We start from the raw sequence: 21,894 nt of genomic DNA, 5'->3' as shown, positions 1-21,894 counted from the left end.
ATGCAAATTTGTCGCTTTGAATAGACACAACAAGGACTCAAGCAAATCAGCGTATCAAAACGCTCGATTTAGTCGATGCAGTGAGACAGAATCTGGGCGGAGAACAAATCAGCAAGCAGCGTGACACGATACTAAAAATAACTACCATGTCACACGCCGGCGATCGGGTATCTGACCCACCCGCCGGTGTGCGACGACATGTGAATCGTATCATTTTGCCGGCGCCCACGCCAGCTTGTTTGCTTAAGAATTACGCAAGCATAGGACCTAGCGTTCGGCTCGCAGCGGCCTCACTACTTAGGGGGCACTTCTTTACGCGTTTCGCCAGTGGGTTGATCCGCCTTGAATTGGTTGATCCGTCCCGCGTTGGCAATGACTTCTGGGTCTTGCATGACAAAGTAGTGTCCGTGATCAGCCGTGACGATCAGAGCGGTTTCTCCCCAAGCGTCTTTTGATTCGACCCATTTCACAATCCGATTAAACGCCGCTTCGCCGCTCAGCACAGCGCCGATACTACTATCGATATTGTTGGCGTGATTGGCCCAGTCAACGTCACCTGCTTCGACCAACAGCCAAAACCCGTTGGGCGAATCTTCTAAAACCGTCAACGCCGCATCGGTCATGTCCGCCAGCGTTGGGTTTTCTGCGACATCATCGGCCGAATATTCTTCCGTGCCCTTGGCATCAATCGTTGGATCGAATTGCCCGTCGGCTGTCTGGAAAGGCAAATGTCCCGCACCAACTCCGTAAAATCCCAGCAGGCGTTTGTCTTGTTCGGCCGCTTTATTTGCCGCTGCCAACAAACCTTTGCGTCCAGCGACGCCCGACTGACGTTGCGCGACGACGTAGTCGCCGCCGCCAGCCACATCAAGTCGCTTTAGATCTTCATCGTGGAGGTACTTATTGCCGGCCAAGTAATTGTCGCCTTGATACTTGTCTTGTTCTGCTTCTTCGCCCCAGCCGCCCCCAATTAAAACGTCCATCCCCGGCAAGGGATCACGCCGATGCGACGATGACGGCAAACCCAACAAGTCTCGCGTGATGTCTTGGTAGTCTTTTCGAGTCACGTTGTTGGCATACGCTCCTGCAATGGTCGCGTGACTAATCGGAACACTTGTCACCGCGCCAACTCGAAAGCCATGATCGCGTTGAAGTTGGCGTGCAATCGAGAGCTTCTTTTTCCCGTCCGCAGAATAGTTAATCGATCCGTTGTACGTCTTGATGCCTGAAAACAAACTGGATGCCGAGGCTGCAGAGTCGGTGACGGTGTGCGGCACCTTCCGATCTAGGCCCATTAGATAATTATGATCACCACGTTCGGACCATGGATTGGCCCCTCCGAGATTGATGTCGTAACCGCCCGTCGATTGGTCGTTGGCACTCAAGACGGTTTGTGAATTGACGTCGGTCTTCGCCGCGGACAGTTTTGCACTGGTGCAAACGAGCCCGAAGTCTGTTTTCACGCCGCGGTAGTCTTGGAATGCCAGTCCTTTGCCGCGACCTTCTTGGTACAGCACCTTGCCATTTTTGTAGGCCGCCGCCGCTTGAGTGGTTTGCCAGTCCATTCCATCAAACACCATCACAATGATGTGTTTGTAGCCCGCTTGGGCGACCGCAACTTGCAGGCGATAGATGTCAGTCTGGTCAAAATGCTCGGCTTCGGAGTTGACCGTCGCTTCGGGAACCACTCCGTACAATTTCGCAAGTGAATCACCACTGGTGTACGCGCTGCCTTCCTGTCGAAGTGCATCCAACTGCAATCCGAACGTGTACATCGGGATCAGCCGGTTGCTGTGATTGACCCACGTGCTGTACTTGTCTTTGAGATGCCCCCAGCGACCAAATTCCGCGTTCTGATTAACCATGGCAGCGGACTGCAACCGCCGCATTTCGTCCGGATCGTTTTCGATGTCAATTTTGGCACCACCTGTTAACAACGACTTAATATCGATCTCTTGGCTCAATGCGGTGTTAACCGGCAGAACGTTAACGATCAGCCCCAGTGCCAAGGAAGACAGAAATGCAAAAATGGATTCGACTGGGATCTTGCGACTCATGGATCGATCAGCAAAGGAAACAGGATACGGAATCAAACGACGTTTAACTGCCGAGATGATAATCAGTCGCATGCCGGGATCGATACCGTGCCACAAGAAGGGCGGAAAATCCCGCAGCAATCACCATTGCGCTCCATTGGTACAACGTCAGCCCCGCAGCCAACCGGATCTCTGGACGAATGTATTCGGTCGCAAATCGAAATGCGGCATAGCTGATCAGATAAATCGGCATCCAGTTGCCTTTCGTCAGTGACTGACCGCCACCCTGATTTGTCGAAGTGGGATCGATTGAGCCCCGATTGATCGAAGCCCACGCGATCAATGCAAATGAGAGATGAAAAACGATTTCGTAGATTTGAGTGGGATGCCTTAACAGGTCGCCACCATCGGGCGCGGTCACAAACGCGATGCCCCAGCTTTGGTCGGTCGGCACTCCGTAGCAACAACCAAACAACAGACAGCCGACACGCCCAATCGCAATCGCAATCGCAACCGGCACGACGAAGGTGTCGCCGGTCGATTTCTTGACCAGCAAAGACCACTTAGCCAGCTCAACGCCGATGTAACCGCCGGTCAGCCCCCAAAGAATGGTTTTGCCGTCGCTCAGCCAAGCTGCCAACAAGCTGGTGTCGGGATCGACTGACAGAATGAACGGAATTTTGGCAGCGAACGTCGCCCCAATCAAACCACCAATCGCGATTCCCCACCGCTGCAAGGGCGGTAGGAACAGTCCTGTCTGCCGACGACGCAGCAGCAATCCAGCAACCACCGTCGCCGCGATCATGCAGAGCGTATATGCGATTCGGGAGCCCAACATCAGCGTTTGGCGGAACGTAAATTTGGGACGATGTCAGGCAACTTCAAATGGCCCGGCCGGTACAGCGTGTTGTACGCACAGAACGGGACCATGTGCCCGCTAGGCAGCACATGATGAGTGCAGCACTTCATTAGTTGGCGAACATCAAAGTTATACGCGTCCAAAAAACTAGTGATCGTCACGCGAATCAAATCACGCGCCGTCGCTTCTCCAGTCAATACACGTGCAAAAAACTTATCCAAAGCTGCGTCGGGACCTGACGAAACATCAGCTTTTTTGGCGGCGGCGCCGATGCCCACGACATCATGGCAACCACAATCACTCCCGCAGTGCGACATGCGTTCCAAAAACAACTGCACAAGTTGTTTGGATCGCTCGGGAGTAAAACTGATTCCACCTGCAATGAGATCCAGGTTTTCTGCAACTGGCGCGGCACGATTCAGCGGTGCGATCTTGTTTCCGTCACGCGCAGCCAGCATGATTTGATGACAGTTGGGATGAGCACACGGCAACGGCGAAAAATCTTCGCTGCTGACATCACCGTTGCTTGCGTTAGCCAGTCCATGAATCACGTCTGGAAACGTAATCCGATCCTCCAAATCGCTGGGCAGCATGTGGCGCCCGCTGTACGTCGCTGGTTGCAGACTGAGTCCGGTGATGTTGGGCCGAGAGAGAGTTTCGGCCCATAGATCACGATAAAAACTGTCGTCTAACGGAGCAGCCAAAGTGGATACCAACGTGACATTCAGGCCTGCTTCGCCCAAACGGTCTAGTGCGCGGCGTTTGATATCGATCAAATCTTCGCCGCGGATTCGCATCACGTCGCTTCGGCTAGCTCCATCCCACTGGAAATAGATTTCGACTCGATCAAGATTCTTTGCCAATCGCTGGACAAGCTCAGGATCTTTAGCCAACCGAATGCCATTGGTGTTGATCATGACGTAGTCGATTGGACGCGCTAGCGCCTCGTCAACAATCCGTTCAAAATCCGGATGAATGGTTGGTTCCCCACCGGAAAGCTGACAGACTTCCGCACGGCCTTCGCATTCGATCAGCCGATCCAGCGAAGCAATCACGTCGTCGAGCGGATGGTCTTTGCCGCCCGGTCCACTGGATGCAAAACACATCGGGCAATTCAGATTACAGCGATCCGTTAGTTCAACCAAACCGATGCAAGTATGTTGTTCGTGTTCTTCGCAAAGGCCACAATCGTGCGGACAGCCTTTCGCCGACGTCGTGGTCGAACGTACCAGCGGTAGCACCGACGCCGTGTGACCTTCGTTGCGGTCCCACCACGTTGCATCACTGCAAACAAAATCTTCACGTGTTCCGTGTTGCGGACATCGTTTTCGAAAGTACACGCGTCGACCTCGCGTGATGATCTTTGCTGGCACGACCTCCATGCATTCCGGACAAAGCGAATCGGTCGTGCCGATCATGATGTGATCCGCACGCGGACGCGGATCGATGGCGGCAATCGCGGCGGTACTGAGTGGTAGTCGCGTTGGCTTCATGGAATTACTTATTCGGCATCGTTAAGACGGGATGATTTCAGTTGCTGCATTGCGTTTCGTCGAATCATCCTGGATCGAATCATCCGGCAAATCAAAAACAGGATCAACGTAAAGCTGACGATTGATACAGGGATCGCGTGGTAGGCAGCGGCGTCGTAGCTTCCACCGTTGACCAGAATGGTGCCGAAACTACAAACCGGAACATACAGAGCATAAGCGACTGGAAATGCGATCAAGGCAGTCAGGAGCCTACCCATCGGCGAAATCACGATCCCGCGCAACAGGAACGTGCAGGCGATCAACGACAACGCCCAAAGAACTGCAATCACATAAAAGGGATTGGGCTGATACTCCGCCGGAATATCGAATGCGTAATAGACCGACATAGCCGACGCGCCTGCGACAAAACCGATGGCCAGCACAGCCGCCCAGCCACCTTTGAAATGCACCGATCCGGTCGGCACATTGCCGGCTAGCGGCAAGCTTTCGGTTTTGGGAGGTTCGTACGGATTGCTCATTTCGCGCCGATCTACTTGGCTTCGATAGCGATTAGATACTCTTGTCGCTTGCTTCCCGATCCCGTCGCGGTTCGCAGGTACATTCGATCGTCGACCACGACAGGCGTGGCAAACAGCGACTCGCCCGTAGGATTCTCGGCGAGCAATTCAAAGCGGTCGGGCGACGCTTTGATCACGTACACCGTACCTTTCTCGCTGCCGACGTAGATGCGGTCACCGACCAAATACGGCGATGAACTGATTCCGCCACCGAACAAACGTTCTTTCCACATCTGTTTTCCGTCGGCGGTCCGAAAACAATACGCCACGCCCGAATCGGAAAAGGCAAACACGTAGTTATCAATCGTCAACAACGATTGTTCGTAGCATTTGACGTTGTTTTCCCAAAGCTGTTTTTGCGAACCGTCTGCCAGCACGCACCATGTACCGGACTTTGGATTTCCACCGCTAACGATGACTCGTCGTCCATCGCGAACGACCGTCCCGCAAATTGCTTCGGTCGTCGTGTCGACTTTCCAAAGGCGTCGCCCCGTGGCAACATCGTATCCCGTCATCATGCCAGCGCCCGCCAGCAAGATCTGACGCTGACCCGCGATAGAATAAACGATCGGAGACGCAAAATTTAGATTCTTGGGTCGCGCGGTTTTCCAAACTTGTTTTCCGGTACGACTATCGTGAGCGTACAAACCACTTTGTGCTCCGTCATACTCAGCCGCGACGATCACCAATCCGTCTTCGATGATCGGACTGGCACCATAGCCAAACTGGAACAGCGACGGTTTGAAATCACAAACCTTGACCTTCCATGCCTCGCGGCCCTCGGTCGTCATGGCAGTCAACCAGATCGCATCGTCAGTGTGAAACGAAACGATGACTCGTTCGCCATCGAACGCGGGCGATGGTGATGCGTATGAATTATTGCCGTGGATGGCGGCGGGCAGCGTATTGCGATGAACGACCCATTGATCGACGACCAGCCCTGTCTCCCGATCCACTTTGATCAGCGACTGTGTTTCTTTCTGTGAATCGGCAGTCGTCATAAAAATACCATCGTCGGTCACGATGGGTGTCGAATGACCGCGACCGGGTATTTTCAATTTCCAATGAATGTTGCTCCCGGATTGAAAGTCCCATCGCAGGGGAACTTTGGCGTCCGCCGCGGCGTGGTTGTCACCGCTTTCGCCGCGCCATTGAGGCCACTGATCGCCACAGCATACATTGCTCGAAAGAGCAAAAAGGACAATCAAACAGCCGGCGGATGGCCCAAACCGCAAACGGGAATATGGATGAGTCACGAAATCGTCGTTCCTATTTAAAAAGTTTCCTTGGCCTTGCGTATCATTCCACAAGAGCCTGAATCTTAACGCATCGCGCGCTAATTTGACGCACGGATTTGACCTAAGTGTTCAGCGATAACCATTTGACGCAAGGAGTTCGCGCTGACAGTTCGACGGACGGTAACGATCTGGCAGCGACTATTTGCGGAGAACAGTTCCCGAACCACCCAAGGTCTCGCATCGCGCACTGTTTGAATCGCTAACCCCGTGCCACACGCCAGCGTGTCGGCTATCTTGTGGGCACTTAGCGGCTTCACACTCATTGAAGGTATTAGTTGTATGCGGGCGGGAATTGTCGGCGTTGGATTCATGTCCTGGATCCACTATTTGGCGTACCAACGCAGTAGCCAGGCGGAACTGGCTGGATTTTGCAGTCGCAGCGAAAGCAAACGCAGCGGCGACTGGACCGATATCAAGGGTAACTTTGGACCTCCCGGTGAACAGATCGATGTTTCCGAATTGAACGTTTGTCAATCACTCGATGAATTATTGCAAGACGACAGTATCGATTTGATCGACATCTGCCTGCCTCCCAGTCTGCATCCCGACGCGATCGAAAAGTGCCTGGCTGCGGGAAAGAAAGTTCTGTGCGAAAAACCACTCGCACTCGACGCTGCGACTTCGCGTCAATTGGCGGACGCGGGAAGTGATGGCCGATTGATGGTCGCCCACATCTTGCCGTTCATTCCCGAGTTCAAACTTTTGGTCGACGCCGCCAATGATGGTCGATGGGGAAAACCCGTCGCTGGACGTTTCAAACGCACGATCAGTCCACCCGATTGGATTCCCGATTTTTATGATCCCAATCGTGTTGGGGGCCCGTTGGTGGATTTGCATGTTCATGACGCCCACTTGATTCGCCTATTGTTTGGAATGCCAAAGACCGCCCATACGGTCAGTCGCAAGAAAGACGGTACCGCAATGTTTTACGAAAGCGTGTTTGAGTTTGATCAGCCGGATGTGGCTGTGTCAGCGGGCGGCGGCGTCATAAATTCGCCCGCACGCGGTTTCACACACGGATACGAAGTCAGCTTTGAACAAGCGACCGTGCAGTTCGAGTTCGCTGCCTACGCCGACGGTTCCACCAATTCGATCCCCGTCACGATCATGAACGCCGACGGCAGTGTCGAGCGGCCAGAGCTAGGCGATGGTGACCCGGTCAGTGCTTTTGTGGCGGAAATTGACGCCGCCGCGCACAGCGTCGATAGCGGTCAGCCCTCAGCAATCTTGGACGCGGCGATCGCAGCGGACGCACTGAAAATCTGCGAAATGCAACAAGCCTAGTGATTGCTAGCGTCTGATTCGATTTGGTGCCGCGACCGATTTGCGGCATAATGGATGCGCCGTCGAAATTGATTCCGGCAGTTCAACTATCAGCGGCCAGGGGCCGCCAAGGATTCGTTTGCCACAGGGAGGGTCCGCATGGACGCAAAATGGCATGGCCAAAAAGAATTTGGGTTCGGAGCCGATCCGTTCAATCCGTTTGCTGCGCGCAATGTCGAAGTCGTAGGCGCTCTGAAAACAAATGATCTTCGCGACCATGTGATGCAGTCGTGTCCAAGAGTGCCCGGTGTCTATGGCATGCTGGACCGCAAAGGACAACTGATCTACGTCGGCAAAAGTAAGTCACTGCGTTCGCGATTGCTCAGTTACTTTGCCGATTCGAATTCGGACGAAAAAGGCGGCCGGATCATTCAAAACGCTCGCGCGATCCAGTGGGAGACACAGCCCAGCGAATTTGCATCGTTGCTTCGCGAACAACAGTTGATCCGGCTGTACTCGCCACGCTGGAATGTTCAGGGCGTCCCCAAACGACAGCGGCCTGTTTACCTCTGTCTGGGGCGACAGCCAGCTGCCTATTTCTTTTTGGCAGCGATCCCACCTGAAAATTGCGTCGCGATCGAAGGTCCATTCTATGGCGCCAGTCGTATGCGAAACGCGGTTGATGCTTTGAACAAGGTTTTCAAGCTGCGGGACTGTAGCCAGAAGCAAACGTTTTACTTCGCCGAGCAACTGTCGCTCTTCGAGATCGATCATCGACCGGGCTGCCTTCGCTTAGAAGTTGGCACGTGTTTGGGTCCGTGTGCCGCCGCCTGCACCCGCAACGATTACGACCAAATCGTCAACGCGGCTGAAAGCTACGTCGACGGGTTCAATGACGAACCGCTCACGGTGATTCGAGAGCAAATGGAAAACGCGGCCGCCAACCGACAGTACGAACTGGCTTCACGCGCCCTACTGACTCAAAAATCGCTGGAATATGTACATCGCAAACTAAAGCGTTTGGCCAAAGTGCGGCGCGAATTTACGTTTATCTATGCGGTCAACGGGTACGACGGCTGCAACACTTGGTACTTAATTCATTGCGGTGAAGTCGCGGCGGTAATGGCCGCGCCAAAGAATCCGCAAGAGTACGCTGCGGCAAAAAGCACGCTTTCCCATTGGCAAGCCCTCGCGTCCAACCGACTTGATCGAGGCCATGGGGCATACCCTCATACCTTGCAAATTGTTTCGCAGTGGTTTCGCAAGCACAAAGACCAGATGCAACGCACGTTTGCTCCTGAACAAGCGGGCCGCAAGTACTATCGAAAGTCTCTCACCGCCTGAACAGCGATCTTGCAGCGTCGATTCTGCAATGACGTTTTGATCCAACGCGGTCATGCTTCGCAAATTTATGCACGCATTTGGTCCTGCGTGGTCGGCTGTTTCCGTCGATCTGACTGGTGCCGAATGTGCCGTTTGTGAGCTTCTGTAACAGTTGCGATCAATCTGCGTTCTACGCAGACTCCAACTTCTTTACTCGACTTTGTCGACAGGGCAGACGATGACTATTACTGTTCGACATCCCAACGCTGTTTGTTTCAACCAAATCCACCTTCCCCTCCCCGACTGGATTGGTGCAGCGAAGTTTCGAGTGTCGACGCAGATCTCCCTTCATCACAGTCGCCGGAAAGACACTTCCACTTTCTGGCACACTGCGACCTGCGTCGGCACTCTACTTCCTTGACCTTCCGTGACGGTTAGCTGGATTCGGTCGTCGTTTTGTTCAACACAGACGACGCTACGCTGATAGGAATTACCGCACCTATCCAGCCACGTGACGATGCCGGACCACCTCCCCCTCCCAATCTCCCATGCGCCCTGCTCTTACGGAGGCACCATGACTAGAAAAGACACGTTCCGAATCGTCACTCGCAGTAGCGACGGCTCCCTATTGATCCGCGACTACCCCACATCCGATCCGCTCCTGAAATCGCATTGCCAAGTCGGCACGGACGATTGCAGCACCGACCTTGCCTTGCGGGGTATGCCGGTGTTCCGTGGCTTGATCGGCCCGATGCCCGAAGGCAAAAACGTTGTCCGATACGAATCGCCCGATGTATTCGAGGCAATGACCAAAGAGTGGGGCGCTGCCAAGCCTCGCAAACGGACTCGCCGGAGCAAAAAGCAAATCGAAGAAGATCGCGCTGCCGAAGCTGCTGCCGCAGAAGCTGAACTAGCTGCTGTGAACTGATTCGCACGACGATGAATCGACTTTGACCAAAAGACGCGAAGCTTGCTTGATCAGGCTTTGCGTTTTTTCTTTGCGCCCCGCGATCACCTCGGCTGTTCGACCGCGTGAAACCGACAGGTTTCACAACTCTCTGGGCTGCAAAACAAAAACGCTCTGGCGTTGACCACGATGGGATTGCTACGAACAGAAACGAGCAATTCGTTTGCCCTTCGCCCACAGCCAACCATCGGAATCGGATTGAGTACTTCTACCATTCTTGTTCGCGCCAGCTCCTGCACTTTGGCCCTGCTGATTCTCTGTAACGTGGGATGCGTGCGGCGGCGGATGATGGTGCGCACCAATCCGCCCGGAGCAACTGTCTCGGTCGACAATCAAGTCATCGGAACTTCACCGGCGGCGTCCAGTTTTACGTACTACGGCACGCGTGAAATGCGGATCGACAAAGAAGGCTTCCGGACCGAAACGATCCGGCGAAAGTTCAATCCACCGTGGTATCAATGGCCAGGACTGGATTTCGTCTCCGAAACGCTTTGGCCGGGCGAGATACGCGATGAGCGAATCATCGACGTGCAACTGGTGCCGAAAGAATTTGAGCCCAGCGAAAACGTAGTGCGTCGCGCCGACGCATTACGTAACCAGGCCCAGACCGGTGTCGTCACTGGACCCCGTAAATAACTGAGCCCCGTAAATAACAGGGCCTCGTAAATAACTGCCAGCCCGAGTGCGCCGCTCCTGCTTACGAAACGGGGCTAGCCAGGCCAGCCGACTGGGCGGCTAAACCTGTTTCTACATTTCGGCGATCCAGCTTTGCACCGCTTTTGGCTGAGCAAATGCCAGCGGCCTAAAGTTTTTCGTCCATTCCCTTTGCCTGCAACGCAGCAACCGCTTCGCGGACGCGTTCCTCGGCATGCTTGGGTGCGACCAACGTCGCGTCAGGCGTGTGCACCACAATCAGATCTTCTAAATCGATTGTCACAATGGTGTGATCATTGCTGGTGTGAACAATCGTTCCTTTGGTATCGATCCCGATGTGCGACCCCACGACCGTGTTGCCGTGTTCATCAGCATCGTGCAGACGCGACAACGCTTGCCAACTGCCAACGTCATCCCAAGGAAAGGGAGCTTCAATGACGACGACGTTGTCGTAGTGCTCCATCACGGCGTAGTCGATTGATTTTCCGTTGATAGCCGAAAATTCACGTTCGAGCGTCTCGTCAAAGGCATCCGTGTTCATTGCGTCGGCAATGGCGATCAAATGAGCATGCATGTCCGGTTCATGTTTGGCTAATGCATCCAAGATTGTCGAAGCTCTCCACAAGAAGATCCCGCTGTTCCAGTAGTAATTGCCAGCCGCGACGTAGTTCTCTGCGGTCTGGCGATCTGGTTTTTCGCGAAACTGCGTGACCTTAAAAGCACTGACTCCAGCGGCATCGATCGGATCGCTGCTCTGTACGTAGCCAAACGATTCGGCTGGATAAGTCGGCTTGATCCCAAACGTCACGATGCGTGTGGGGTCTTCCTGGACCAATTTTTCGCCAGCCGAAATCGCGTCGCGAAACGACTGGTGATCGTTGATCACGTGATCCGATGGCATCACCACCATGATTCCGTCTGGGTCGTTCTTGGCAATCATGGCTGCGGCAAGCCCAACGCACGGAGCCGTGTCACGCTTGCACGGTTCGCCCACGATGTTGATTGCCGGTATCTCAGGTAACTGATCGCTGATCGCGTCGGTCAAAATCTGATTGGTGATGATCATCTGGCGAGATGCCGGCACCAGATCTCCCAGCCGATCGGCCGTGGATTGGATCATCGTGCGATCACCGCTAAGGGCAAGGAGTTGCTTGGGAAGAAGCTTGCGACTGGCGGGCCAAAACCGGGTGCCACTACCGCCTGCCATAATGACTGCGTGAAGCATATTAAAGGTATATCTTTTACGAAGGTCGAAATTGGATTGAGACAAGACATCGCTGTTCAAACGCGTACCGATGTCTCGCGATAGTTCGTAAATCGGCTACTCGGCCAGCTTTTCGCTGAGCAAACGCAGAGCCATCTGGAACTGTTGATTTTCGGGTGCCAGCGATACGGCCTTTTTCAAATACTCAAGTGCTTCCTGATTCTTTCCGTTTAGGTAAAGCGATAATCCGTAGCGATACTGGATGTCCGGATTGCTGGGAGCCAAACGCGCATCTCGTTGGAGCAACACCAACTCTTCGGATCGAAGCTCTTTGATGCGTTCGTTCAGACTTGGTATTAGTTCTCGCGGCGCCTGCTGGATCGAACGTTCCATGACCGACGCCAGATTGGTTCTTGGACCAGTCATACTGGGTTCCAAACGCATCGCCGTCTCGTACGCTTCTGCGGCATCGTTTAAACGCCCCTGCTGTTCGCATACCATGCCCCAGTTCATGTGGGCGCCGCCTCGATCCGAAGCCACCATGATCGATTTCCTAACTCCCTCCAGTGCAATGTCGACTTGGCTACGCTGCGACGCATTCATCGTGGGGTAAGCCGTCGAAAGCAACACTCGAGCAGCGGCTCCTCTGACCAGCGGCGACTTGTCCTGCAACATCGGCATCAAAAACTTCTTCGCGGTGGCCGGCCCGGTGTTCAAGAACGCATTGATTGCGGCCGCGCGGACCATGGGATGTTCGTCAGCGTTCTTGACCAACTGCTTTGCCGCCGGCAACGCTTCGCCGATACCGGCCATTGCCAGCTCATTGATCGCAGTCGCCTTTGCAATATCCGGAACCAGCTCCGTCGATGCGATCGCCGTCTTCAAAAGTTCCTCGACGGCGCCACGGTCGCCGCTGCGGAATTTCGCCAGCGGCGTGGCAAAGTGATCCGGCGTCTTTCGATTCTCGCCATACCATTTTTGGCAAGCGTCTTCACACCACTGGTCCGTCGCGCGAATCGCATCGGCAATCTCCGTATTACCGCTCTCAGCAGCCAACTGCCAGAAAGCATAATCTTTGTCAGAAAACTCGCTGCGTGTCTCTTCGCTAAACGATTTTAATTGGTCGGTGACATGACACCCCGAACAAGCATTGGGCGTACCGATTGCGACCGACAGATCAGGGCGAGGAACTCGCAAACTATGATCCCGACGCGGGTCAACTTCCATGTACGTCGTGTGCGGCATGTGACAATTCACGCACATAGCACCAGCGGTCCCCGGTGCATGGTGATGGTGCGACGGCACATCGTACTTGCCAGCGGCATGCTGGTGGCAAGACGTGCAAGTTTCGTTGCCGGGATGTTTCAGCTCCAAAGAGTGCGGGTCGTGACAATCCGTGCAGCGAATCCCTTTGTGATACATCTTGCTCTGGATGAACGAACCGTAGACGTAGACCTCGTCTTTGATTTGCCCATCGTCGTGGTAAGTCTGCGGTTGCAGAAGCTCTAGCGAGAAGAAGTCATGGAATTTCTCACCAGCGTGAAAAGTGCTGTCTAACACACCACGACGACTATGACACGGAGCGCATGCTTGTAACTGTGGTTCGGGATCCTCTCCCTTTAGCCGAGCGAGTCCATAGCCGTGGTTGCGATCCCAAAAAAGCGACTTCTTGTTCGCCAGTTCCACGTGCATGCTTCCCGGTCCGTGGCAAGCTTCGCAACTGACATCGATCTCCGAAAACGTGGTGTGATACGTTGCTGTCGCGACATCAAAGTTTCGCTTTAGGTCCGTCGAATGGCAGTCAGCACACATCGTCTGCCACCGCTGCATGGTACCTGTCCAATGCAATGGATCATCCGGCTCCAGTTTCTCAGGAACATCGGGCGGACGGAGATAGAACCAGCGTTTGTTGGTGGTGTCCCAGCTGATGCGAAGCACTTGCAGGCGTCCAATTTCGTTGTCCGGCATGTCATCGGTGCGATCAAATTCGACCATGTACTGCTGAAGCGGATCGACGCCGAAAACATACTTGACTTGAAAGTCTTCCATTTCGCCGTTTGGTCCTTCGGTGTGGACCATGAACTTGTCGCCATCGCGAAACAGTCGGTTGATTAATCCATCATGTTCGAACGTAGCATCATCGAAATCACCCAGAACCGTCGCGTCGGTCGCCAAGTCCATCGCCAAATCGTGGTGAGACCCTTCGAACGCCGCCGCTTGCTGCTGATGGCAATCAATGCACGCCGACCGGCCGACAAAACTTGACGCCGCATCCACCGGAATGGCAGACCAATAATCCGCTGCCACGATGCCAACCAATCCGATCACCAGCGCCATGACTGAAAGTGCACGGCGAGAACGGAAGAGTTGTTTGTAATCGAACTTAGTCAACGGACGGTAAAAGACGGTTTAGAGGAGGTTGGGATCGCACACCAATAGTCTCGGTGCGGCATAACTGGATGAAATCGTTTCAGTCAGCAGCGCGACTGGTTGGGTATCGGACTACTTCGCATCCGTAGCGATTTGCTCACTTAAAAGGCGAAGCGACTGGCGCCGCAGTTGCCGAATCAGGTTGACTTGATCATCGTCCAAAGTGGCCATCTTTTCCAACAACCGTGCCGATTTAAGCAACGATTCAGCAGTGCGGCAGGCTTCTGTCACCGCCGATTGTTTGCCAGACGGGCGGTTGCTGTGTTTTGCCGACGGATCTGATTCTTGCGAACTATCTAAATCGACGTCCAAAGAGGAGCCATCCAAGATGCTACCGCGTTGCCGAGCGATTTGTAACACGTCATCGAGCACACCATCGCCTGTTTGGATCCGCTGACCATCCAGTGCAGCTTGAATCTTACCAGCCGCATCGGGCTGCATGGGAATCGGCTGAATCGTTTCGGGAATCGCGATGCGGGAGTCATCGGCAGCGGGTTCATCGGCTTGCAACACTGCCCATCCCGCCACCAAAAACATCATCATCCATTGGGTCGTTCGCTTCATTTAACAATCCTTTGCGGCGTCCACGGGCCACTAAATGTTTGGAAAACCAATTCATCACTTCGGCTAAGCGCTGGGTGGCTTAGGCGGATTCGGACGAGGAGGCTTCTGTTCTTTGGAAGCTGACTTTTTGGGACCAGCATTTTGCGGTCCTGGATTCAGAGCTCCCAGCTTCTGACTTCCCGGCTTCTTAAGCTCCGGTGGCTGCGCGGCGCCGGGTGTGCGAGTCCGATTAGCGGGGCGGCGTTTGATTGGCAACAGTGCATGTTGTGTTTGATAAGCCACATCGGCAACCAATGCGTCGACACGATTACGGCAAATCGCATAGGCCGCCAGCGAAGGAATCGCGACAACCAAACCGCCCACCGTAGTGACGAGGGCCTGATAGATTCCTTCGGCTAAATCGCCAGCGCCGGCCGAACCACGCGTCGTGGCGACTTGTTGAAAAGCAAAGATCATTCCCGTTACCGTTCCCAGCAACCCAACCATTGGTGCGATATTGCCGATCACGGACAAGTACTCAATGCGTCGCATCAATCGCGCGGACTGTTCGGCCAGCGAATCTTCGACCGCCTTTTCGACTTCACGCCAGCCAAAATCCAATTCACTCAAACCTGCCAAAAGCACCACGCTCAGCACGCTGGGTTCGCGTCGACAAGCCGCGTCGGCTTCCGGAACTCTCGCCGTCAGCAGAGCTTGGCGAACTGTTTCGGCTACTCCATCGGGCAGAACTTCGCTCCGACGCAGCGACATCACTTGATCAAAAACCAGATACGCGGCAGCCACGCTAAGTGCAAAAAGCGTCAGCAAAATCAGGATGCCCACCAAACCACCGCTAAGCAGGATATCGAAAAACCCGCCTTCGGAATCGACACTATCAGCCTGAGCAATAAAGCTCCCAGCAATGACCATCAGCATGGCAAGACAATTCATGCTCCGTCTCCCGCATCAGCGGTGCCAGCCGAAACCAAAAACTCTGCGTCAGTCAGCAGGGGGTCATCCCATCGCAACCGAAGCACTCCGTTTTGCTGTAGCCGAATGATCGACTCGTGATGTTGGTCGCGAATTCGTTTTTCAGCATTCAGCACGCACCCGCGACGCTGCGAGAATGACAGAACCAGCATGGCGAACAATGCAGTCGGAAGAATCGAAACCAACAAACTGGTAAAGATCATGGAAAACTCCGGGCGCGGAAACGATTCCAACTCTCCCCCCAGCTCTCGAAATGCTTTGAAGCTGGCTCCAAAGTACTGGCTATACAAAGCGATTACGGGACCGGACATCAGAAACCAAAAGATCCCCGTGCCCAGCAACGCGCAAATCAACACCACCGACGGAGCCATGGCTTCACGGTCGACCTCGCTATCGAAGATCCGTTGCGACTCTTCTTGCAACGCATCGATGCCCGCCAAATACGCGACTTGGCTTCGCGAATCATCGCTTGTCGGAAGATTATTCTTGACGCCTTGATGTCGCAATTGAGCCAATTCGTCGCGAAACCGAGTGGCCAACGGTCCCAGGCGATCCGCAACCGCCGCCGCACTTCGGCGACGAAGTCCATCGCGGACATCGTCTTCAGCGCCCGCGGTGTTGGCCAAGTTCTTGGTGCTGCTCCAAACCGCACTCACCAGCGAAGGCAGCGATCCCGAAAGAGAAAGTAGTACTCGGTCCCACGCTCCATGCGTCAGATTTAGCAACCCAAGTTGAGAACGATAGGGAAAGCAAATTGCGGGCGTGTCTGTCAGAAGTGAGAGTCGCAATCGCGAGCGGACCGCAGCACGCAACGGACCTCCGCTGCCGACAAGCGTTTCGGCGACCTCGGCCGGTAACTTGGTCGCTTCGTCGTGTAGCCGTCGCACTGCAATGGTTAGCCCCGGCAAGCGATCACTGAGAACGTTATGCAGCGCGGCTCGAAACCGTCCATCCAGCGCGGCTAGTCGAGTGCTTCGGCGGCGATCACCTTCCCACGAATTGCCCAGCTCATCTTGCAGTCGTTCTGCAACGGTACGTGCGGCCATGGACCCGATGGATTCCTCGCTTCGTTCGCCGACATCAAAATCGTCTAAAATCACCGGCGCGACGATCGCGCTTGTCGGAGCGACTTGTCGCATGTGTGCGATGAAACCATCGATGTCCGAATCCAGCGACGCGTCACGTTCGCGTACGGCATTGACAACCGGAATCACGACCGTGCCTTCGCTAGCCTTTGCCAACATGCCCACCGCTTGGCTGCGCAACTGATCGCGGCGTACGACCAACAACAGCACCGATGCAAGCGACAGGGCACGGGATGCGACCGCTGAAATAGCCCGGCGATCATCAGTTGCACCGGGGCTATCGACCAGCAAATAACGCACGCCGATCGACTGCATTTTGGAAGCTTCGCAGTGCAGATATTGTTCGTAACGCGAGTCCAAATCGACTGGTGGCACTGGCCCGACCCAGTGCAATTTCTCTGTGGCTTCGGCCGCATTGTTCCCGCTTTGGATACTGCTGGCGACCGTGGAATCACGCACCATTTGACGAATCAGCCAAGACTTGCCCTGCCCGGTTGCTCCGACCACCGCGACCACCGTTGCTCCGGGACTGCGGTCTTGCAAAATCATGTCACGCGCTTCGGCATGCTCGTCGCAGAGATCCAGGACTTGGCGCCCCGTCTGGCTTTCGCCCAAAACATTGACCGCGCTGCTTCTTACACGCAGCAAAAAACGCTCACCCGGTGCGCCAAGCGTCGCACCGTGTTCGCTGGACGATCGTTCGGAAGTGGAATCTGAATTCACGAGCCAACGGGTCCGCTACGAGGTAAAAGATGCTGCAATTCTTGACGAAACTCATCTCGCACACGATACACGCTGAGTGCCGGCCCGACTCCGTCACGTCGCTGAATTTGTGACTTGGGCAAATTTTCCTTGAGATCCGAAAGAGCAATTGTCTGTGCTTCTTTCGGCCTGGCGACTCCATACGTATCACACAGCACGGCGTGAAAATCAGCAAGCTGTTGCCGAGCAGCTTGCTGGCCGACGTTGCGTGTATTCTGCCCACCGGCCCACATCGTCGCGAGCGTGGTCAAACCAAGCGCTGCAAACAACTCCGGGATCGATGCCGATGCGATCGCAGCTGTCGATCCAAAGTCAAACGGTATCATCAACACGCCGCCAAACGCAGCCAGCATTGCGGCGAGCGGCGTCAACCCAGCAGCCAACTTTTTTCGCATGGGCACTTCCGCCCACATCTGACGAACGGCATCGTCCAGCCGTCGCGGGTCCAGCGTTGTAAAATCATCGCGTTCATACCGTGTCACGGCTGCCTCGGCCGCTTCGTCCCACTGCAGACGATTGTTGACTTGGCCATTCTGGTCAAACCAATGCGGCAACGATGTCGAACCACCAAAGCGATCGATGGCGGACTGCAATCTCTCCGGCGTCATCAAGCCGCCGTATTCACCGCGGCGAAACTTGTCCTTGATCTCGCCCGCGGTCCGCTTAGCAATCGCGGTCGGTGTCAGCTGCTTGATAAAATCGCTGGCCCCACCCATCGCGCGTTGCAACCAACCGTTCATGCGAACACCCCAGCGAGCGTACCACGGGGCCGTCAACGCAAACGACTCCGTTAGCTGGCGGATGATTCGCTGCGATTGATGCAGTCTGAGTTCGATGACTTTGCCACCGGGCTCTCGCCGAGCAAAGAACTCCAGGCAAGCATCCATCAAACACTTGCGAGCCTTTTCCGTCGCTTGGATGGACTGATCCGCGTCGCGGTCGATCGCCATAAAAGCCGACTCCCACAAATACGTCCGCAGCGAATGTTCGCGCGCCAAAATAAACTTGTCAGACGACTCCGAACGATCCAAACGCTTGGGCAAAGCACGCAACAGACGTTCTTCGCTAATCGCTGCGGGCGGGTTGTTGTCAGGGTCCGAATCGATCGAAAAGAAAACGGGCTGCGGATCGTCATCTTGCTCCAGCGCCGCGACCGTTTCATCGTCCGTTGGGATAAAGGGTTTGCTTGCCGGAACATCAAAATCGTACGCCGCAAAAACCGATTCGATTCCGTGACCGCGAGCCAACGGACCAAATGTGTCGAGGACTTGATCGGGTGTTTGACGCGGGCGAATTTTATTGACGGCCAACAATCGCGGTATGCCCGGCATCAAATCGGCCGATATCCGTAGCAAATCGCCCAAAGTCGAATCACGTGACGATTCAGCGGATGACACCACAATAAAAGCGGAACAAAACGTCGCGGCTCGTCCCAGCAATTCCCGTCGGTCTTGCGGCGATCCCAAACCAAACGCTTCGTCCGAAACGATGTCCGGGCAATCCAGCAAGCCTATGCCGGCGGCGTCCAAACCAGGATCAGTCGCGACCAAAGGGATCGAAAGCGAATCCGAATCAGCAACGCGGTTGTTGTATTGATCGTGGGCTTCGGACGGAATCTCCGAAAGCATCTCGGGCGGCATACCGATCGCATCACCGAGATCGGCCATCAACAGCCCCCAAAGTTCCGTATCGGATCGCCACGCTTGAGGAAGCCACAGAACGAATCGGTGTGTGCCCTCTTCGTTGCTGGCTCCACGAAGAGTTCGATTCCGCCCCTGTTCACTTAGGAAAGTGGCCACCAAACTCGTCTTGCCACTATTCAGCATCCCGGCGATGGCCAGCGTCGGAAATCCGACCAATTTTGCGGCCGACTGATACTGACGTCCCGCCGCCAAGACATTCGCGGCGGTTTCTTCGTCAATGCGGCGGATCGCCGAAAGAAAACTCTCACGCCCTTCGACGGGAAATTCTCGTTTGACTATCGCGCGTTGATCATCATCTTCCAGCAGCGATTGCAAACTGGGCCAGTCGATCGATTCTTCATCCTGATTTCGACGCAGGCCGAACATCGCTACCACGTTGTCGTATAGGAACCTAGTTTGCCCCCAAGTCTTCACTTGCTCTACGGTGCATTGTCTGCGAAATCACTCGCCAAGTCACGGGGACTTTCGATCGCCCGGTTTAAACGCGTTTCCCACCAAGATCGAGCGTCCGAGGCTTTCCAGTTGCACGCATCTTGGCATTGCCCAAGAGCATCGGCCAATTCAGCCATCGACTGGGGGCGCGCTAAAGGATCTTTTTGCAAACAGTTCATCAAGATGTCTTGCAAGTCGTCGGGAAAGTCGGAATTCACGCCGTGTTGGTTGGTGCCGACTGCGCGCTGGCACGGACGCAAAGGAATTTCGTGCAGTTGCTTGGCACACACGTCGGCCGCCAATTCTCCCGAAAAAACCGTCTGTCCACATAGCAAGTGGTAACCGACCGCACCCAAACTGTAGATATCACTTCGGGCGTCGGCCGTAGACGCATCACGAATCGCTTCGGGAGACATGTAAAGTGGAGTGCCGGTGATCGAAGCACTCTGGGTCAACTGCAATGTGTCGTGGTCAATTTCACGCACCAGCCCAAAGTCCAGCACTTTGACGAGATCGCAAACTCCGACTCCCGAAGAAAGCAGGATATTGGCCGGCTTAATATCGCGATGAACCATGCCCTGCTCGTGTGCTTCGTTCAGCGAACCGCATATTTGCGTCAGGATATGGATCACGCGACCGGGACTCTGCCAGCCGTCTTCGCGAATCAAATCGTCCAGCGAGATTCCTTCGACGAACTCCATCACATAAAAAAACGTGCCATCGTCAGTACGGCCAAAATCATAAATATCGATCGTATTGGGATGTCCCAACTTGGCCGTCAGCCTTACCTCTCGCTCGAATCTGGCAAACGAATGATGGTTGACCGCGGTTGGTTCCAGGACCTTTACCGCCACGTCGCGCCGGAGCGATTCGTGCCGCCCCCGATAGACTCGTCCCATTCCTCCGTGACCGAGCGATTCGGTCAAATCGTACTGCCCCAAACGTCGCACTGGCGTTTGATCGGCAGCGAACCGTCGGATGATCGCGACCAACGCAAACAGCCCCATGCTGGCTAGGCCCACGACACCTAGCAGCATGATGAACGCATTTCGCAGAATCTGCATCGGCCCATAGGCCTCTTCGTAGTCCATTTTGGTAACGACGCCGAAGTTGTATTTCGGAACCCAGCACCAAGTTCCAATGACATTGACGCCTCGATAATCCAGGTAACCCGTCAAGTTCGATCCTGCAGCACCTCGCGTCGCCTGATCCGCAGCTTCGGTCAGTGTCAACTCCGCCATTTGCCGCGCCAAGAGTTTCGGCGACTGAGTTCCTGAAGGGATCGGACTATCACTTGGGACACGCGAATGGACATTCAATGCACTCGTGACACGTCGGTCACTGCTAAGCAAACCGGATTGACGAAGCTGTGATTCAAAACGACTGCGTGTGATCAGGACACCGGATCGATCAAAAGCAATCGTTTCGCAACTTTTGCCGATTCGAGCCGACTGCAGCAGATCACAGAATTTTTGCAGTGGATCAATGATTAGCACCAGTGCTCCAAGCGATCGGACGCCTTCGCTAATCGGAGCAATTGCCAACATCACGGGAGCGTTGCCGCTTAGCGATTTTTTTGAAGATGATTTGCCGGTCTTAGATTGCTTCGCATTAGCGTCTGGCGTTGTCTTCGTTTTCTTTTTCGCTAGCGAAACCGGCGGCACAAACGGGCGGGTGACCGTCGTGATCGATCGATCGATTTGATCCTGCGTATCGAGCGGAATGGGCAACTGCACGGCCACCCATTCAGGATGGTCCGAAGCGAGCACCGTTCCACGGGAATCAATCACACACCAGCCCAAATAATCTCGTCGATCGAACGCAATTCTCGCCAACTGGGATGTAGCGTCACGGGCATCCTTGGACTGCAAATCGGACGGATTGATAACACCACGGTTTCCGTGTGCGTTCAACAGAGCAAGCGACGCCGATCGAACTTTGGCATCCGACAAAGCTACGGAGACATCATCGGTTCTGGCGGTCAGCCAAAGATCCATGATCGCCACATTGGCACTGCGGATCGTCTCAATCGACGTGCGATTAACACGCCGCATCGACTCTCTGACACGCCATCCAATCAGCAGCGTCGTCAACAGCAAAAGAAGCGACACGGTGCCGGCAATCCAAGGTGCCAATCGCCTCGCGCGCGAACGACTAGCCTGCGTGTTGCGTGCGACGCTGTTGTGCGATGCCGACGAAGGCCACAATGATTTCGCATCGCCCCAACGATTTTCTCGTCCTGACGAATCATCGCTACTTTGCAATTTGGGAAAGTCAGACGATGCCATCACACCA

At 54.7% G+C, this 21,894-nt stretch carries 16 protein-coding genes; 4 read left to right on the top strand and 12 right to left on the bottom strand.

Going from position 1 to position 21,894, the window contains the following annotated elements:
• Window positions 1–293: 293 nt before the first annotated feature.
• The 5 genes from K239x_RS12365 to K239x_RS12345 are packed head-to-tail and all read right to left on the bottom strand — an operon-like array spanning window position 294 to window position 6,201.
• Window positions 294–2,129, bottom strand: a complete 1,836-nt coding sequence (locus tag K239x_RS12365; protein ID WP_419189983.1) for an alkaline phosphatase — start codon at window positions 2,127–2,129, stop codon at window positions 294–296.
• On the bottom strand, window positions 2,101–2,874 hold the full coding sequence (locus tag K239x_RS12360; protein ID WP_145418352.1) for a prolipoprotein diacylglyceryl transferase: 774 nt from the start codon (window positions 2,872–2,874) through the stop codon (window positions 2,101–2,103). The genes K239x_RS12365 and K239x_RS12360 overlap by 29 nt, the downstream gene beginning before the upstream one ends.
• Window positions 2,874–4,388 carry a radical SAM protein gene (locus tag K239x_RS12355; RefSeq protein ID WP_419189982.1) on the bottom strand — a complete coding sequence of 505 codons (1,515 nt, stop codon included), beginning with the start codon at window positions 4,386–4,388 and terminating at the stop codon, window positions 2,874–2,876. Before K239x_RS12355 ends, K239x_RS12360 begins: the two co-directional genes overlap by 1 nt.
• A gap of 8 nt (window positions 4,389–4,396) precedes the next feature.
• Window positions 4,397–4,906: a hypothetical protein gene (locus K239x_RS12350; RefSeq protein ID WP_145418350.1), complete on the bottom strand. Its 510-nt coding sequence runs from the start codon at window positions 4,904–4,906 to the stop codon at window positions 4,397–4,399.
• 11 nt (window positions 4,907–4,917) lie between these two features.
• Entirely contained in the window at window positions 4,918–6,201 is a 1,284-nt protein-coding gene (locus K239x_RS12345) for an outer membrane protein assembly factor BamB family protein (RefSeq protein WP_419189981.1), read from the bottom strand.
• A gap of 351 nt (window positions 6,202–6,552) precedes the next feature.
• On the opposite strand from K239x_RS12345, the gene K239x_RS12340 reads away from it, so the two are divergent.
• The 4 genes from K239x_RS12340 to K239x_RS12325 all read left to right on the top strand — a co-directional run bounded on the left by K239x_RS12340 (window position 6,553) and on the right by K239x_RS12325 (window position 10,432).
• Window positions 6,553–7,527 (top strand): Gfo/Idh/MocA family protein, encoded by a 975-nt coding sequence (locus K239x_RS12340; protein ID WP_419189980.1) that lies wholly within the window; start codon window positions 6,553–6,555, stop codon window positions 7,525–7,527.
• 138 nt (window positions 7,528–7,665) lie between these two features.
• The gene (locus K239x_RS12335; protein ID WP_145418344.1) at window positions 7,666–8,850 is read left to right on the top strand and encodes a GIY-YIG nuclease family protein; all 1,185 of its coding nucleotides are present in this window, start codon (window positions 7,666–7,668) and stop codon (window positions 8,848–8,850) included.
• A 553-nt stretch (window positions 8,851–9,403) separates the two neighbouring features.
• On the top strand, window positions 9,404–9,757 hold the full coding sequence (locus K239x_RS12330) for a hypothetical protein (protein ID WP_145418342.1): 354 nt from the start codon (window positions 9,404–9,406) through the stop codon (window positions 9,755–9,757).
• Between the two features lie 237 nt (window positions 9,758–9,994).
• Window positions 9,995–10,432: a PEGA domain-containing protein gene (locus K239x_RS12325; RefSeq protein ID WP_419189979.1), complete on the top strand. Its 438-nt coding sequence runs from the start codon at window positions 9,995–9,997 to the stop codon at window positions 10,430–10,432.
• A gap of 166 nt (window positions 10,433–10,598) precedes the next feature.
• On the opposite strand, the gene K239x_RS12320 is transcribed toward K239x_RS12325, so the two are convergent.
• The 7 genes from K239x_RS12320 to K239x_RS12290 form a co-directional block, all read right to left on the bottom strand.
• Window positions 10,599–11,675: a mannose-1-phosphate guanylyltransferase gene (locus K239x_RS12320; RefSeq protein WP_145418338.1), complete on the bottom strand. Its 1,077-nt coding sequence runs from the start codon at window positions 11,673–11,675 to the stop codon at window positions 10,599–10,601.
• Window positions 11,676–11,771: 96 nt separating this feature from the next.
• Window positions 11,772–13,991, bottom strand: a complete 2,220-nt coding sequence (locus tag K239x_RS12315; protein ID WP_145422336.1) for a tetratricopeptide repeat protein — start codon at window positions 13,989–13,991, stop codon at window positions 11,772–11,774.
• A 165-nt stretch (window positions 13,992–14,156) separates the two neighbouring features.
• The gene (locus K239x_RS12310; RefSeq protein WP_145418336.1) at window positions 14,157–14,648 is read right to left on the bottom strand and encodes a hypothetical protein; all 492 of its coding nucleotides are present in this window, start codon (window positions 14,646–14,648) and stop codon (window positions 14,157–14,159) included.
• A gap of 63 nt (window positions 14,649–14,711) precedes the next feature.
• Window positions 14,712–15,578, bottom strand: a complete 867-nt coding sequence (locus tag K239x_RS12305) for a MotA/TolQ/ExbB proton channel family protein (RefSeq protein ID WP_145418334.1) — start codon at window positions 15,576–15,578, stop codon at window positions 14,712–14,714.
• Window positions 15,575–17,425 carry a hypothetical protein gene (locus K239x_RS12300; protein ID WP_419189978.1) on the bottom strand — a complete coding sequence of 617 codons (1,851 nt, stop codon included), beginning with the start codon at window positions 17,423–17,425 and terminating at the stop codon, window positions 15,575–15,577. Before K239x_RS12300 ends, K239x_RS12305 begins: the two co-directional genes overlap by 4 nt.
• Window positions 17,422–19,533, bottom strand: coding sequence for a hypothetical protein (locus K239x_RS12295; protein WP_145418332.1), 2,112 nt, complete (start codon window positions 19,531–19,533; stop codon window positions 17,422–17,424). Before K239x_RS12295 ends, K239x_RS12300 begins: the two co-directional genes overlap by 4 nt.
• A gap of 53 nt (window positions 19,534–19,586) precedes the next feature.
• Window positions 19,587–21,887, bottom strand: a complete 2,301-nt coding sequence (locus K239x_RS12290) for a serine/threonine-protein kinase (RefSeq protein WP_145418330.1) — start codon at window positions 21,885–21,887, stop codon at window positions 19,587–19,589.
• Window positions 21,888–21,894 lie beyond the last annotated feature (7 nt).

The organism is Stieleria marina, assembly GCA_007741555.1.
GTDB lineage: Bacteria > Planctomycetota > Planctomycetia > Pirellulales > Pirellulaceae > K23-9.
The sequence above is the reverse complement of the archived record's forward strand: the minus strand, read 5'-3'. Positions and strand labels throughout refer to the sequence as shown.